The sequence below is a fragment of the Nocardia sp. NPDC004278 genome (assembly GCF_053602975.1).
The window spans coordinates 47,153-61,390 of sequence record NZ_JBSGEQ010000042.1; the positions used below are offsets into that span (position 1 = coordinate 47,153).

General features: G+C 65.4%; 14 protein-coding genes, 1 tRNA gene and 1 pseudogene. 8 read left to right on the forward strand and 8 right to left on the reverse strand.

Going from position 1 to position 14,238, the window contains the following annotated elements; genetic code table 11:
- Positions 1 to 707: 707 nt before the first annotated feature.
- The 3 genes and pseudogenes from ACWEO2_RS38025 to ACWEO2_RS38035 all read right to left on the reverse strand — a co-directional run.
- Positions 708 to 1,976 (reverse strand): annotated as a pseudogene (locus tag ACWEO2_RS38025) (YibE/F family protein); the annotation flags it as partial.
- 531 nt (positions 1,977 to 2,507) lie between these two features.
- Entirely contained in the window at positions 2,508 to 3,764 is a 1,257-nt protein-coding gene (locus ACWEO2_RS38030; protein WP_355183286.1) for a pyridoxal phosphate-dependent aminotransferase, read from the reverse strand.
- A 105-nt stretch (positions 3,765 to 3,869) separates the two neighbouring features.
- A complete protein-coding gene (locus ACWEO2_RS38035; RefSeq protein WP_452409796.1) occupies positions 3,870 to 5,210 on the reverse strand; it encodes a helix-turn-helix domain-containing protein in 1,341 nt (446 codons plus the stop codon).
- Between the two features lie 231 nt (positions 5,211 to 5,441).
- Here ACWEO2_RS38035 and ACWEO2_RS38040 point away from each other — a divergent pair, with 231 nt between their 5' ends.
- From ACWEO2_RS38040 to ACWEO2_RS38050, 3 genes are all read left to right on the forward strand, one after another.
- Positions 5,442 to 5,891 carry a hypothetical protein gene (locus tag ACWEO2_RS38040; RefSeq protein ID WP_354954828.1) on the forward strand — a complete coding sequence of 150 codons (450 nt, stop codon included), beginning with the start codon at positions 5,442 to 5,444 and terminating at the stop codon, positions 5,889 to 5,891.
- 121 nt (positions 5,892 to 6,012) lie between these two features.
- A complete protein-coding gene (locus ACWEO2_RS38045) occupies positions 6,013 to 6,837 on the forward strand; it encodes a helix-turn-helix domain-containing protein (RefSeq protein WP_452409797.1) in 825 nt (274 codons plus the stop codon).
- 327 nt (positions 6,838 to 7,164) lie between these two features.
- On the forward strand, positions 7,165 to 7,536 hold the full coding sequence (locus ACWEO2_RS38050; RefSeq protein WP_452409798.1) for a hypothetical protein: 372 nt from the start codon (positions 7,165 to 7,167) through the stop codon (positions 7,534 to 7,536).
- On the opposite strand, the gene dcd is transcribed toward ACWEO2_RS38050, so the two are convergent.
- On the reverse strand, positions 7,533 to 8,105 hold the full coding sequence (gene dcd, locus ACWEO2_RS38055; RefSeq protein ID WP_452409799.1) for a dCTP deaminase: 573 nt from the start codon (positions 8,103 to 8,105) through the stop codon (positions 7,533 to 7,535). The two genes, ACWEO2_RS38050 and dcd, sit on opposite strands and share 4 nt — an antisense overlap.
- A gap of 766 nt (positions 8,106 to 8,871) precedes the next feature.
- Here dcd and ACWEO2_RS38060 point away from each other — a divergent pair.
- From ACWEO2_RS38060 to ACWEO2_RS38075, 4 genes are all read left to right on the forward strand, one after another.
- Positions 8,872 to 8,942, forward strand: a tRNA-Gly gene (locus ACWEO2_RS38060).
- 278 nt (positions 8,943 to 9,220) lie between these two features.
- Positions 9,221 to 10,657 carry an alpha/beta hydrolase gene (locus tag ACWEO2_RS38065; protein WP_452409800.1) on the forward strand — a complete coding sequence of 479 codons (1,437 nt, stop codon included), beginning with the start codon at positions 9,221 to 9,223 and terminating at the stop codon, positions 10,655 to 10,657.
- A gap of 44 nt (positions 10,658 to 10,701) precedes the next feature.
- Positions 10,702 to 11,004, forward strand: a complete 303-nt coding sequence (locus tag ACWEO2_RS38070) for a DUF1905 domain-containing protein (RefSeq protein ID WP_452409801.1) — start codon at positions 10,702 to 10,704, stop codon at positions 11,002 to 11,004.
- A gap of 18 nt (positions 11,005 to 11,022) precedes the next feature.
- Positions 11,023 to 11,520: an NUDIX hydrolase gene (locus ACWEO2_RS38075; protein ID WP_452409802.1), complete on the forward strand. Its 498-nt coding sequence runs from the start codon at positions 11,023 to 11,025 to the stop codon at positions 11,518 to 11,520.
- Positions 11,521 to 11,541: 21 nt separating this feature from the next.
- On the opposite strand, the gene ACWEO2_RS38080 is transcribed toward ACWEO2_RS38075, so the two are convergent.
- From ACWEO2_RS38080 to ACWEO2_RS38090, 3 genes are all read right to left on the reverse strand, one after another.
- Positions 11,542 to 11,871, reverse strand: coding sequence for a hypothetical protein (locus ACWEO2_RS38080; protein ID WP_354954852.1), 330 nt, complete (start codon positions 11,869 to 11,871; stop codon positions 11,542 to 11,544).
- A 148-nt stretch (positions 11,872 to 12,019) separates the two neighbouring features.
- Positions 12,020 to 12,316, reverse strand: coding sequence for a hypothetical protein (locus tag ACWEO2_RS38085; RefSeq protein WP_452409803.1), 297 nt, complete (start codon positions 12,314 to 12,316; stop codon positions 12,020 to 12,022).
- A complete protein-coding gene (locus ACWEO2_RS38090) occupies positions 12,303 to 12,527 on the reverse strand; it encodes a hypothetical protein (protein ID WP_452409804.1) in 225 nt (74 codons plus the stop codon). Before ACWEO2_RS38090 ends, ACWEO2_RS38085 begins: the two co-directional genes overlap by 14 nt.
- 106 nt (positions 12,528 to 12,633) lie before the next feature.
- Here ACWEO2_RS38090 and ACWEO2_RS38095 point away from each other — a divergent pair, with 106 nt between their 5' ends.
- The gene (locus ACWEO2_RS38095; RefSeq protein WP_452409805.1) at positions 12,634 to 13,422 is read left to right on the forward strand and encodes an alpha/beta fold hydrolase; all 789 of its coding nucleotides are present in this window, start codon (positions 12,634 to 12,636) and stop codon (positions 13,420 to 13,422) included.
- Here the strand turns inward: ACWEO2_RS38095 and ACWEO2_RS38100 are convergent.
- A partial coding sequence (locus ACWEO2_RS38100) for a TetR/AcrR family transcriptional regulator (protein WP_452409806.1) occupies positions 13,406 to 14,238 on the reverse strand: 833 nt, incomplete at its 5' end. The two genes, ACWEO2_RS38095 and ACWEO2_RS38100, sit on opposite strands and share 17 nt — an antisense overlap.

Below are 14,238 nucleotides of genomic sequence, written 5' to 3' on the forward strand. Positions count from 1 at the left end.
GCGAAGTCAGGCGGGGCGCGAAGTCGGGCAGGGCGCGAAGTCAGGCAGGGCGCGAAGTCGGGCGGAGCGTGGAACTACCACGAGAGGTGTCGTGCCGGGTCGGGGTGAGTCGCGCCTGGTCCGATCGAGCTGGATGCACTGTGCCTTTGATCGCGACACATGTGCCATGGTTACGGCGCGTGCGCGATCGCTTGTGCGGTGACCTCGTATGTGGTCGTCGACCGCGATAGCGGCGGTTACCTGCGGGGACCGGAACTGTCGTCGCCCCAGTGGCCTTCGTAGCCGCGGGGGTCGGGGGTGCGATAGCCACGGGGGCCGGTGTCGTAATCGAGTTCGTGCGGTTGCGGATCGCTCCGGTAGCTGCGATTGCGTTCGTATGCCCGGGGATTCGGTTGCCCGTCCCGGGAGACCCGCCTGTGCGAGCCGGTACCCGACTCATTGTCCCGGGAGACCCGCCTGTGCGAGCCGGTACCCGATTCATTGTCCCGGGAGACCCGCCTGTGCGAGCCGGTACCCGACTCGTAGTCCCGGGAGACCTGCCTGTGCGAGCCGGTGCCCGACTCATCCCCGGTTTGATCCGAGATCCGCTGGCGTCCGGTATCTCTCGGATCGGTCGCGACCGCGATGCCGGACGGGTTGGATGATGCGGACGAACGCGACGAACCTCCGGAGCGCCGGGCCGGGCCGGTCGACTCGGACTTCGCACGCCGAGAGTGGCGGCGGGCGGGGGTCACCGGTTCGGGCTTACGACCGAACGGACGCGCGAGCATGACCGCGATGGCGGTGGTCAGCGGGACCGACAGGGCCAGCGCGATGCCACCGACCGAGGAGCGAGCGATTTCGATGGCGACCGCATCACCGGTCAGAACGTCGCGGATGGAGCGGCCCGCGACGCTGAACAGCAGCAGCAATGGGAGCGCGCCGCCCGCGTAGGCCAGGACCAGGGTGTAGACGGTACTCGCGATATGGTCGCGGCCGACGCGCATGGCGGCGGCGAAGATCTCGCGGCGCGAGGCGGATTCGTCGATGGCAGCGAGTTCGAAGGCGGCCGACGCCTGGGTGATGGTGACATCGTTGAGCACACCGAGCGAGCCGATAATGAAGCCGGCCAGCAGTAGACCGGTAATGCTGACGTGCTGAATGTAGGTGGCGACGTTGGTGTTCTGTTCCTCGGACAGCCCGGTCAGATTCGTGATCTTGATGGCCACCCACGACAACACCGCCGCCACGATCATCGACGTCAGGGTGCCGAGCAGCGCCGAACTTGTCCGCAGATTTACACCGTGTGCGAGATAGAGCACGGCATACAGAATCAGCGCACCCGCGACCAGCGCGACCGGGATCGCGGGTTTGCCGTCCAGCAGCGCGGGCAGCATGAACAGCACCAGCACCGCAAAGGCGAAGCCCAAGCCGAGCAGCGCCCGCAGGCCGCGCCAGCGCGCGACCACGATGACCACGACCACGAAGGCCAGCACGATCAGCGTCAGCGGCAGCCCGCGGGAGTAGTCCTCGAACGAATACAGCGGCATTCCGCTCGGATCGGTCTGGCGGACGATCCGGATGTGGTCACCGGCGTGCAGATCGGGCTGCCCCGGGCCGGGCGCGATTTCGAACAGGGTGCGATTGCCCTTGTGCGGACCCGAATCGATGCTGATCAGACTGCGCTGGCAGGTATAGCCAGCGGCACGCGGCTGTTCGGGTTTATCGATGAACACCTTGCCGATCGAACTGCTGCCGCACGCACCGACATCCTGCAGCACCACGGTTCCAGCCTCGGTCTGCACCGCGCCGCCGCCCGCGTTCTGCATCGGCAGCGGGATATCGATGTGCTGGCTGCTCGGCCACAGCACGATGGCGGCGATGACGACGACGACACCGATCGCGGCGAGCAGCCCGATGACGACGCGGGCGGCAGTCGCTCCGATGGCAATGGGGCCCGAGTGGTCGTGGTGATGGTGGTGATGATGGTCACTCATGACGCCGCCTCGGCGCTCGTCCCCGCAGTGCGCGAGACGCGTGGTGTTGTCGGTCGCTGGCTCACCGGACTCCTACCTTTTCGTCTGTCGTCCCGGGTGCGAGCTTAACGGATTTCATTTTCAAGATCGGTTTCGCGGACCGGACATCGAACGACCTGGCGTCGGTAAATTGCCCACCACCCGTCACCCAGCCACCACCCCTCATCGAATCGCTGCGCGATGCGGTATTCGGTGGAGAAAGCGGGAGGGGGCGGCGGAGAGCAGGGGGATGTCTCCGCCGCCCGCAGGTTGGCGCCCAGGGGGGTAGGCAGCCTAACCCGAGGTCAGGTTGTCCAGGGGGGGTAGACAACTTGACCGGGCACTCGAAGTGCCAAGAGAGACTGTACACAAAAAGTCTCGTTTAGCGCTAGCTAGTAACTAAAACTCCCAACTATTCGTACGCAGAGTATGTTTTGAACCCCGAAGCGGGGCGACGCGGTTGCCCGAAACGCGCTAGAGCAGGGCATTTACCGACCGACCGGTCGCTATCCCCTACTGCCGATAGCTCGACAGGAAGTTCCCGAAGCGCTCGATCGCGACCGCGAGGTCGCGTGCCCACGGCAGCGTGACGATCCGCAGATGATCATGATGCGGCCAATTGAATCCGGTCCCCTGCACCATCAAGATCTTCTCCTGCAGCAGCAGATCCAGGATCAGCTTCGAATCATCGTGGATCTCATAGACGTTCGGATCCAACTTCGGGAACGCGTAGAGCGCACCCTTCGGCTTCACACACGACACGCCCGGGATGATGTTCAGCCGCTCCCACGCGACATCGCGCTGCTCCAGCAGTCGCCCGCCGGGCAGGATCAGATCCTCGATGCTCTGATGTCCGCCGAGCGCCACCTGAATCGCGTGCTGCGCGGGAACATTCGGGCAAAGCCTGGTCGAGGCGAGCAGATCGATACCCTCGAGGAAACCGGCCGCATGCTCCTTGGGTCCGGTGATCGCCAGCCAGCCGGAGCGGTAGCCCGCAACCCGGTAGGCCTTCGACAGTCCGTTGAAGGTCAGGCAGAGCAGATCGGGCGCGAGCGTCGCCAGCGAAATGTGCTTGGCATCGTCGTAGAGGATCTTGTCGTAGATCTCATCGGCCAGCAGTAGCAATTGATGTTTGCGCGCCAGGTCGACCAGCTGCTGGAGCACCTCGGTGGAGTACACCGCGCCGGTCGGGTTGTTCGGATTGATGACCAGCAGCGCCTTGGTCTTGGCGGTGATCTTCGATTCGATATCGGCGATATCGGGCTGCCAGCCATTGGACTCGTCACACAGGTAGTGCACCGGGGTGCCGCCGGCCAGGCTGGTCATGGCGGTCCACAGCGGATAGTCGGGCGCCGGGATCAGCACCTCGTCACCGTTGTCGAGCAGCGCCTGCATGGTGATGGTGATCAGCTCGGAGACACCATTGCCCAGATAGACGTCATCGACATCGAGTTCGGGGAAGCCTGGGACCAGTTCGTAGCGGGTCACGATGGCGCGCCTGGCCGAGAGGATGCCCTTGGACTCCGAATACCCCTGGGCATACGGCAGCGCGGCGATGATGTCGCGCATGATCACATCGGGCGCCTCGAATCCGAACGGGGCCGGATTGCCGATATTGAGCTTGAGGATGCGATGCCCCTCCGCCTCCAGCCGTGCCGCATGCGCGTGTACCGGTCCACGAATTTCGTAGAGGACATTCTGCAGCTTGGTGGACTGCTCCAGCGTGCGCGGCGGGTGATGCGGGAGATGGCTTGGACTCACCCGTCCTATGGTGCCATCCCATGCAACCAGTTAATCCACGTCACAGGGGGTTGAACCGACCGGTATGCGCGACACCATGCCCGCCCCGATCCGACGGGTACGGCAGAGCCCGGATCAGGCGGACGAACCACCCGGCGGGATGCCTTTGGCCGCAGTGGATCCGCAGAATTCTTCGATCCGTTCATCGAGGTAGCGCGCTTCCACCGCATCGCGGAACGCCGGTCCCGCGATCCGCCGCCGTACGCCGACGAGCCGTTCTTCGAGTTGCGCGATGCGCTTGTCCTCGGCGAGCCCGAGCACCGGAACCAGTGCGGCGGCCGCGCCGTCGAGACTTCCATTGATCAGATGCGCCGCGGCATTGTCCACCCGGGCCAACGCTTCGGCGCCGTAGGAGCGCTGCTCCGAGGGGCCGTTCGCATACAGCTCGATGGTCCGCTGGGTCGCGGCCAGTGCGGGTTCGGCCTGGCCGAGGTGGATATAGGTCGCGCCCGCGTAGTAGTGGGCCTTCGCCTCGTTGAAGCCGAAGACACCGCCGACCTCGTCGTGCAGGCTGTCGCTCTCGGACGCCTCGCGGGCGTCGTCCGCGGCGCGAATGCAGCGGTCGGCATCGGCATGACTGCCCAATCGAGACCAGATCCTGGCCTCGATATTCAATAGTCGAACCTTGGCCGTGGCCGATTCGGCGAACTCCTGCCCGCTCTGCGCGAGCAGTACGCCGCGGCGCGGCCGGTCGGACCAGTATTCGATGAGCGCGTGCATGCCGCGGGTCCAGGCGCGCAATCCGTTGTGTCCGCACAGTTCCGAGTAGGCCCAGGCCGCTCTGATCTGCTCGCCCGCGGCATCGAAGTACCCGAGGTCGGTACTCGCGTTGGCGAGTAGTCCCGACAGTGTGCCCGCCAGCAGGTAGAGATGGCTGGTGTCGGCGGGGCGCTGATGTCCTTCCAACAGCCGGTACACCCGGCGTCGGACTCGCAGCATCTCCACCATCATCGGCACCGGTGGGACGTGCACGTAATCATTCGCGATGCGCGTGACATCGGCATCGAGCTGTTCCAAGGTGGTGGCACCCACATTGGTACTCTCTGCCTTCCCGGCGTGCTCGCTCGCCTCGTGGGCAGCCGCCATGATCAGATCCCTCTCTGAAATCGCTGCTAACGCATCACCTCTCACCGCACCGGCGTCTATGAGAGCCAAAAGATCCGCGTCACTGGAATAGCTGGCGCGGGCCGATGCGTCGGCCCGCCTGTCGAATCCGGGCTCGGCCGGTCGATCGACTGCCGGCTGATCGATCATGGCCGCGAACCGTGCCCGCACAACATCGTCGGACCTGGCCAGCGAGGTATCGAGGGCGGCTTGGTTGATCGGGCGTGGATGGACCCGCGCGCCACCGGCCTCCCACTTCGATACCAGGCGCTCGTGCACTCCCAGGTGTGCCGCGAACTCTCGGATACTCATCCGCCTGGCATCGCGAAGCGCACGGGCCTCTCTACCTGACCAGTGCCGGACCACGGTGTCATCCCTTCCGAACGAACTCCTTCCCAGGGTACGAGCGGTTTGTGAGTGCGGCCACATCCAAAAGCATTCCGCTATCAGGGGCAGCGGAATGGCAGTGGAAGGCGGGCAGGTGGACATAGCCGAATCGTCGTCTCGCGCAGGACCCTTGAACGGAGGAGGCAAGGAGTGGTTGTGAATGCGGACAAACTCAGGACGGTCGACGACTGGGCGGCCTTCTACCGGCACGAATTCGAACTACCGGTAACCGAACGTGGCGGATTCGTGATGCTGCCCATCACCGGCCGGGTCTGCGTTGTCCACCTGCCAACGGTTCGGGCCGAAAAGGTCAGGGCCGCACTGGAACAGCAGGGGACGAGGGGCCCCATGCTGGCCAGGCAGATCCGCTGGAGCTTCCTTGCCGAGCCGGACAGTCGGCCGGGCGCGCAGGTATTGGAGGTGCTGAACCGTCTCGATATCGGCATACCCGCCATCGGCAGTGCCGTGATGTTGCCGACCGGGCTCGGCCGGTGGACCCGGGAAGGGTGCTTCTGGGTCAACCCACCGAGTCGCGGCGACACGCTCCCACCGCTATCCGTCATCATCACGACGGCCCTCGCGGTGGGGGCGGGCGGCGGGGACTGAATGCGTCGTCGGTCCCCGCCGCTCGGCGCCGGACCTGCCGAGTCCGCCCCTCAACTGGCAGTCGACAGGGGCGGACTCGGTGGGTCGTTCTTGGTCGGTTCACGCGATCTACCGTGGACCAATGGGCAGCGAAAGGGCAGCGGATCTGCGTGGGACCTATCAGGTCGACGCCCGCCACATCGTGCACGGCCCCGCCTTATCCGGTCTCGATGTGATCCGGTGCTTCGGCTTCGATGTGCTGGAGCCGAGACCCGTACGCAGGCGCAAGATTCCGGGTGGCACGGTGAAAATCGTTTTCGCGATGGAGGGTACGTTCGCGGGGCGGGCCATGGATCCGGCCGCACTGGTGATCGGGTTGCACGATCGGGCGGGCACAGCCGAGCATTTCGGGCGGATGCGCAGTGTGCAGGTGCAATTGGAGCCATTGGCGGCGCGGCGGCTACTCGGGGTGCCGCTCGATGAAATACGCAATACCGCAGTGAATTTGGGCGAGCTCTTCGGCGACTCGGCGCGGCGGTTCACCGAACGGCTGGCGGAGACGGCAAGCTGGTCACGGCGATTCGAGCTGGTCGGCGATTATCTTCGGAACCGATCGGCGCAAGCGGAGACCGACTCGACGATCGTGTCGGCCGTTCGCCAACTGCGGATATCAGGGGGCAGAATGCCTCTCACCGACCTGGCCGTCGAATCCGGCTGGAGTCGAAGACATTTCCGCAGACGATTCACCGAACAGGTCGGGCTGCCACCGAAGACCTATGCATCGCTGATGCGTTTCTCGGACGCCTTTGCCGCCCTGACGGTCATGCCCGAGATCGAAATAGGCGCTCTGGCCAGCGATTTCGGTTTCTACGACCAATCCCATCTGTGCCGAGACTTCCAGCGCTTCGCCGGAACAACGCCCGGACACCTACTCGGCTTGGCGAATTCGTCGAGCGCCGGTTCGTGAGGCGATACATCCAGGGTCAACTTCCCTCGTGACAAGTCACCCACCGCGACTCACCCGGTTGTGACTGGTCCAGCCGCGACCCATCCAGAGGCCCTCGCCAGAGACAGTCCCCAGCCGCAACTCACTCCGCCGTGCCGACCCGGAGGCGACCGGCCCAGAGCCGACGGATCCGGAAGTGACTCGTTCAAAGTTGGTCCCCAGAAGACTTGTTGTTCGAAGCCGCGCGGGCTCAGGCGGTACAACGTGGAGGGCCATTTGAATCGGGCGAATTCTTCCGTGGCCGTTTTGTCCAATACCGTGCCACGCTGGCTCCGTAGCGTTCCGGCCATGTCCGGGACACCGACAACCGTGCGTATCGCCGCCCTCGGGATCGGCATCCATGCGATCGATCACATCATCGTGCTGTTATGGCCGCCGTTCGGTTGGCACGTCGGCACGGTGTTCCACCTGATCAGCGGGCCGGTCTATGCGGCGCTCATTCTGCCGGTGGTGCGTGGGCGGAACTGGGCGCGCATCACGATCTCGTTCCTGCTCGGCGGTCAGTTCATCGGCCGGTTCGTGGTCTGGATGTTGTTCTCCTCCAGCGGAGCCCACGCGGCACTCCTGGCAGGCTGGACGCTGTCGGTGATCGTGCTCGCGCTGCTGTGGATTCCGGCCGCAACGCGCCGTCACTTCCGACCCACGAGAACCTGGTACTAGGTGGGCAGCGGGAAGTTGAGGTAGGACCTGGAGGGAGTCGGGCCGCGTTGCCCCTGGTACTTCGAGCCCGCAGTGGCGCTGCCGTACGGGTGCTCGGCCGGGCTGGTCAGGCGCAGCAGGCACAGCTGGCCGATCTTCATACCGGGCCACAGGGTGATCGGCAGGTTCGCGACATTCGACAGTTCCAGCGTGATGTGACCGCTGAAGCCCGGGTCGATGAACCCCGCCGTCGAGTGGGTGAGCAGACCGAGCCGCCCGAGGCTCGACTTGCCCTCCAGCCGACCGGCCAGATCATTCGGCAGCGTGCACACCTCGAGCGTGGAACCGAGCACGAATTCGCCCGGATGCAGCACAAACGGCTCACCATTGTCGGGCTCGACCAGGCTGGTCAGCTCGTCCTGGCGGCGCGCGGGATCGATATGGGTGTAGCGGGTGTTGTCGAACACCCGGAAGAATCGGTCCAGGCGCACATCGATACTCGACGGCTGGATCAGATTTTCCAGCAGCGGCTCGACGCCGAGACGCCCAGCGGCGATCTCCGCACGGATGTCACGATCGGAAAGCAGCACGCCGACGAGCGTAGCGCCTGCTCGAAGACGCTCCGCAGCCACCGCAGGGTGAGCAGCCGGGACGCCCGCCGCGCAGACCACCCGAATGCCCCAGAGCCGGACGTAGTTCAGTCCTGCCGCAGGAACTCTCGGACTGCCTCGGCGAATCCGATGGGGTCGCCCTTGTGTACGAAATGATCGGTATCGAGCGTGACCAGCGTGGAGTTCGGTCGCCGGGCGATCATCTCCGCGATGAGGCCCGCGTCGACGCACGATTGTCGACTGCCCGCGATTTGTGCAAGACATTTGTGCAAATGTGGGCGTAGCTCAGCGGCCAGACAGTGACCTCACGGCGCATTCGCCCAGGTGGGACTGCACGGGCAAGCCAGCCACGTGACACAGACCATCGCATCACCGCAAGGCAAGTAAGAGTTGCTCGAAGAGATCGCGGCCGATGCCAAAGCACCGGGCGCGCAACATCATCGATTCGCCTACGATGCCGAACAGATCCTCGTCATCGACGAATGAGATAGGCCGGAGCCGTTCCGACGTCCTTCACCGACAACACCGAAGCGACCCAGGACGCAGGAATCCTGTGCCCACCATCTTCGGCGTTCTTCGAAACTGTCGACTCTCCTGACGATCACCGAACCCCGCCAACATGAGCGGAAAGACCCAGCGTAAACCCGCCCCTGGGCCGCCAACCGAGCCCCGGCCCGACCCCGCGGACGGAAGTTGACCGACATAGCGCGTGGTCTGATAGAGTCGCGAACGCGCATAACGCACTGCCGATGTAGTTCAATGGTAGAACTTCTGCTTCCCAAGCAGACAGCGCGGGTTCGATTCCCGTCATCGGCTCAACCAAAATACCAGCCCTGACCAGGGCGTTCACTCGAGTCGCCCGGGTATCCGATAGGGCTGCCAGCTAGAACCCGAACATGTGACAGCTCGTATCCGCTGCCATTACGAAAGCCGTTCCCCGGCTGCAGATTCGGCCGTTCGGGGCGGCCGCCGTAAGCCGTATCCGAATGGGTGGCCGAGCGTTCGCGGGGGGTGGAGTCCAGTACTGGGGTGTGAGCGGGGGATGGCTCGCTGGAGGGATGTGGGTGGGCGGGCGGCGCGGTGAGGATCGCGTCATGGTTTTCCGCACTGTGTTCTGCGCTGCTCTGGCGGCCACGCTGATACCGGCCGCCTTGGTCGGCTGCACCTCCGCATCGAGTCGGACACCGAGCCCGGACTGGCGGCCCTGTCAGGAGAATGCCGAATTCGACTGTGCGACAGTGGCTGTGCCGGTCGACTGGGCCGATGCTGATGGCGCGACGATCGATATCGCCGTGGTACGGGACAAGGCCGATGATCCGGCGCGGAAGCTGGGGACGCTGGTTTCGCTGCCCGGCGGGCCGGGGGGCTCCGGTGTGGACGACATCTTGAAGGGCGGGAAGTTTTCGGCCGAACTGCGGGCACGATTCGACATCATCAGCCTCGATCCGCGTGGGGTGAAGCGCAGCCATCCGCTGCGCTGTGATGCCGGGCTGGTTGGGCACTGGCCGAATATGGTGCCGGATCTCGGCGGTCGTATCGACGAAGTTCGTTCCTATGCAAGGGATCTCGCGGCGAGCTGTCGGGAACATACCGGGCCGCTGGTCGATCATCTCGATGCCGTGAGCGTCGCGCGTGACGTGGAGGCACTGCGGGTCGCGCTCGGGGTGGATCAGCTGAGCCTCTACAGCCGGTCCTACGGGACCATGTACGCGCAGGCGTACGCGGAGCTGTTCCCGCAGCGGCTGCGGGCGTCGCTGCTGGACAGCGTGGATGACCACAGCCTCGACGGACGCGGTTTCTTCGCATCCGAAGCGCGTGCGGGACAGGACACCTTCGAGGAATACGCGGCGTGGTGCGAACGCGACGTGACGTGCGCGCTGCACGGCACGGACGTGCACCGGGTCTACGGCGAACTCTTCGCCAGAGCCGGGCGTGGGGAACTGCGCGACCTCGCCAAGCCGGAGCGGGTGCTCGACCCGATGGATCTGAGCACCAAGGTGACACAACGGCTTTACCGCCCCGATTGGCCCGGTCTGACCACCGATCTACAGGCTCTCACCGCCCAACCACCAGCCTCGCCCCAGCCTGCCGCAGCCCAGCGATCGGGCGAGTCGACACCAGCCCCGGAGACAATCGTCTGCGCGGACTGGAAGTTCGACATCACCGATCAAGATGCCTGGACCCAGCAGTGGCATGAGCAGAACACCAACGCCCCCACGCTGCGCGCCCATTTCGCCTGGGCCGCAGGCACTCTCTGCTCCGGCTGGCCGACCCCGCCGCAGAATCTCCCCCACCGCCCGCGAACCGAGGGCACCCCGCCGATCCTCATCCTCAACGGTCGGCACGACCCCGCCACCCCACTCGAATGGGCAACCCGGGTAGCCGCCCAAACCCCCGACACCACCCTGCTCACCTACGACGGCTGGGGCCATGGCATCTACAGCCGCACCCCCTGCACCACCTCCGCCGCCGACCGCTACCTCATCGATCTCACCGTCCCAGCCCCCTCGACGCACTGCCCAGCCGCCTGACCAGGGCCGCCAACGATGTCGGTGCCCATCGCTACAGTCACGGAGTGACCGGCGCGCGATACTCCTTCACGGCGGAGGTATGGGAACACCATGGCCAGGGCGCATGGCATTTCATCGATGTACCCGAGGCGATAGCGGATGAGATCGAGGAAAAGTACGCACCTCGTGCCACCGGTTTCGGCTCGGTGAAAGTCGAGGTGACCATCGGCACCAGCCGCTGGTCCACCTCACTGTTCCCCGACAAATCCCGAGCCACCTACGTACTCCCCCTCAAAAAGGCGATCCGAATTGCCGAGGCCCTGGCCGCAGGCTCGCCAGCACACGTCGACCTGATCATCGTCGCCTGACCATCGAGAGGACGGCGCGTGCACTCGAAATCCGAACAGGCCGAACAGATTCCGCGTATCTCCGCCCGACTGCTCCTACTCGACGAACGAGACCGCCTACTGCTGTTGTCCAGCACCGACGAATCCGACGGCCACACCTTCTGGTTCACGGTCGGCGGCGGTCGCGAGCCGGGCGAGACACTGGCGCAGACTGCGGCCCGCGAAGCGCGCGAGGAGACCGGTCTAGCCGAATTCCAACTCGGCCCCGAGGTGTGGCGCCGTCACCTGACCGTCGCGCGCAACGGCGTCGACTACGACTGGCAGGAGCACTACTTTCTCGCCCGCGTCATCGGTTTCGACATCGACACAACGGGTTTCACTGCGCAGGAGCGCGGCTCGATCACCGGCCACCACTGGTGGACCTCGGCCGAGCTGAACACGACCGATGACCGACTGGTACCCGGCGACCTGCACTCACTACTGGCAGATCTGCTGATCGCCGGGCCACCACGGGAGCCCATCACACTGACGGACTGACACGACCGCGCAGTGATCAGCTCAACTCCCGCGGCATTCGGTGAAGATCTTGGAGTTGGCCTCGCGGGCCTTGTCGGCATCCGATTGGCTCATGCCGAAGTTATTCGGGTCGGCGGCCTTGGCATCGTATTCGTCACTGATCATCTTGCGCAGGCCCTCTTGCGAAATGCCCTGGTCCACATAGAGTTTCGCGGCGCAGTCGGCCAGCGCCTTGTTCTTGAGGCCCTTGTCCTGTAGCGACTTGGCGAGGTCGGCCTGGGTTACCGCGGGCTGGTCCGCGGCCTTGTCGTTACCGCACGCCGCCAATACCGGCAGCGCGACGAGCGCTGCGGCGATAAGGAAGGTCCGCACCTGATTCCTCTTCTCAGTTCAGTCTGCACATGTGACGGCCACCGCGTGGCGCCGCAACGATAATGCCGTACGGCACGCGGCGGTAGCCGAGTGAGCGACTTCCCAGTCCGGAGACACACTAGAGGGCAGCCGGATCGGCCGAGCAGGGTCAAAGATCCATGGCCGCACGCAACGCGGTATCCAACCGTTCCAGCGCATCCGATTCCATTTCATCGATGGGCTCGGCCAGCCAGCCGCGATAGATGCGGCCGATATTCCCGGCGTGCACCCACCCGTGCCGCTCGACGGGTACGGACAGGATGTCCTGCGGATCCTCGTCGACGACCTCGGCGGCGATCAGCCACTGTCTCGGTGATTCGTTGATGCCATCACTGCTGATGAGCACGACGGTACGGCGCCGCGGCGAACCGTGTGGGTGATAGATCCACAGTTCACCCCTGCGCACGCATCTCCTCCTCGGCGGCGGTCAGCTCCACCTCGTCCGCCGCGGCCTGGGCCGTCACATCGCGCACCGGACCGACACCGGTCCGTACGGCTTCGCGACGCGCGGCCTTGGATATCCACGCCGAAGGTGACATCCCCGCGCGAGCCGCCGCCTGTTCGGCGAAGGCCCAGGACGCCTCGTCCAGCGAAAGGGTGACCTTACGCGTTGCCATACCATTTATCGTACCCACGTTTCGGCCGGCTGCCAGCGGAAATCCGGTCGGGGTGCTGGCCGGAAATCTCGGTCCGACGACCGGTCACGGCTGTTACCGTCGCAATATGACGACGTTGAACCACCATCGGGTCGGCGCGGGCGAACCACTGGTGCTGGTACATGGGGTCGGCAGCCGCTGGCAGGTGTGGGAGCCGATCATCGACACCCTCGCCAAATCCTTCGATGTCATCGCCGTCGATCTGCCCGGCTTCGGGAGTTCGGCACCGATCGCGCACACCACCGTCGACACCCTCACCGAGGCGCTGCTCGAATTCCTCACCGAACAGGGCATCGAGCGGCCGCATCTGGCCGGCAATTCGATGGGCGGGCTCATCGCGCTGAACCTCGGCGCGCGTGGGCTGGCCCGCTCGGTCACGGCCTACTCCCCGATCGGATTCTGGGACACCCCGGGCCGCGTGTGGTGCCAGCAGTCACTCGGCAAGTCCCGCCAGCTCGCGCGTGCGCTGCGTCCGATCTGGTCGGCCGTCCTGGGCACCGCCGCAGGCCGCACGGCCTTCCTTACCCTGATCTTCGGCAAGCCGTGGGCGATCGATACGCAGGTGGCCATCGATACCGCGCGCGGCGGCGTCGACGCACCCGGCTTCGAACCCGCCCTCGCCTCCTTCACTGATGCGAAGCTGCACGAAATCGGCGCGCTGACAAATATTCCCGTCACCATCGCCTGGGGCAACCGCGACATCCTACTGACCTACGCCACCCAGAGCTCGCGCGCACGCACCGTACTCCCGAACGCCCGCCACATCACCCTGCACGGCAGCGGCCACACCCCGTTCTTCGACGATCCGGCCGGATGCGCGAAGGTTCTGCTGGACACGATCAGTCCGCATCCCTGACCGGTCGCGGCTCGGTCAGGGTGGCCGGATCGGCCGTGCCGAGCAGGATGCGCACCGCATTTCGCCAGCGGTGCTGCAGGATTCGGTTGCGGTCGAGGTCACCGGTCAGCAGGACCCGCAGGGCGAGCCCGGTCATGATCTCGATGGTGAATTCGGTAATGGTGGGCACCCGCGGATCGTCGGGAAACTCCTGACGGAAGATGTCGCGAATGCTGTTGTGCATCAGGTCGAACAGTCGATGTTCCAGGGGCAGGAATGCCGCCAGCAGTTCGGGATCGGTGCGCGCGGCGACCCACATCTCCAGTGCCGCCCAGAATGTCGGCCCGGTGAACATGCGCATGGTCAGCTCGACGGCCGTTTCGAGCCGGTCCGCTTCGGCGGGGATGGCCTCGAATTCCCGTGTCAGCTGGGCGAATCGGCGCTCGGCAAGATGTTCGACGGCACCGGCGAGCAGATCCGCCCTGGTCGGGAAGTGGTGCTGAAGGGTGCCGCGCGGCACCCCGGCCCGCTTCTGCACCTCGAGCGTGGTGGTGCCCGCGTAACCGACCTCGACCAGACTGTCCACCGCCGCGTCCAGCAGCCGCGTGCGCATGCGCGAGCGGCGCTGCGCCTGGGTCTCCCGAACGCGTTCGAGGCCGCCCGTCGCCCGGCCACCCCGCTGGGTGGCGTCGCCGCGCGACGCTGAATGCCCACCCGTCACCCGACCACCGCCGCTCATCGAGTCGCCGCGCGACGCTGAATGCCCACCCGTCACCCGACCACCGCCCCTCATGGAGTCGCCGCGCGACGCTGAATGCCCACCCGTCACCCGACCAC

Bases quoted from the DNA above. Each gene is read 5' to 3' on its own strand.
- ACWEO2_RS38035 (WP_452409796.1), bottom strand. From the start codon at position 5,210: ATGAGTATCCGAGAGTTCGCGGCACACCTGGGAGTGCACGAGCGCCTG.
- ACWEO2_RS38045 (WP_452409797.1), top strand. From the start codon at position 6,013: ATGGGCAGCGAAAGGGCAGCGGATCTGCGTGGGACCTATCAGGTCGAC.
- ACWEO2_RS38050 (WP_452409798.1), top strand. From the start codon at position 7,165: ATGTCCGGGACACCGACAACCGTGCGTATCGCCGCCCTCGGGATCGGC.
- ACWEO2_RS38065 (WP_452409800.1), top strand. From the start codon at position 9,221: ATGGTTTTCCGCACTGTGTTCTGCGCTGCTCTGGCGGCCACGCTGATA.
- ACWEO2_RS38090 (WP_452409804.1), bottom strand. From the start codon at position 12,527: ATGGCAACGCGTAAGGTCACCCTTTCGCTGGACGAGGCGTCCTGGGCC.
- ACWEO2_RS38095 (WP_452409805.1), top strand. From the start codon at position 12,634: ATGACGACGTTGAACCACCATCGGGTCGGCGCGGGCGAACCACTGGTG.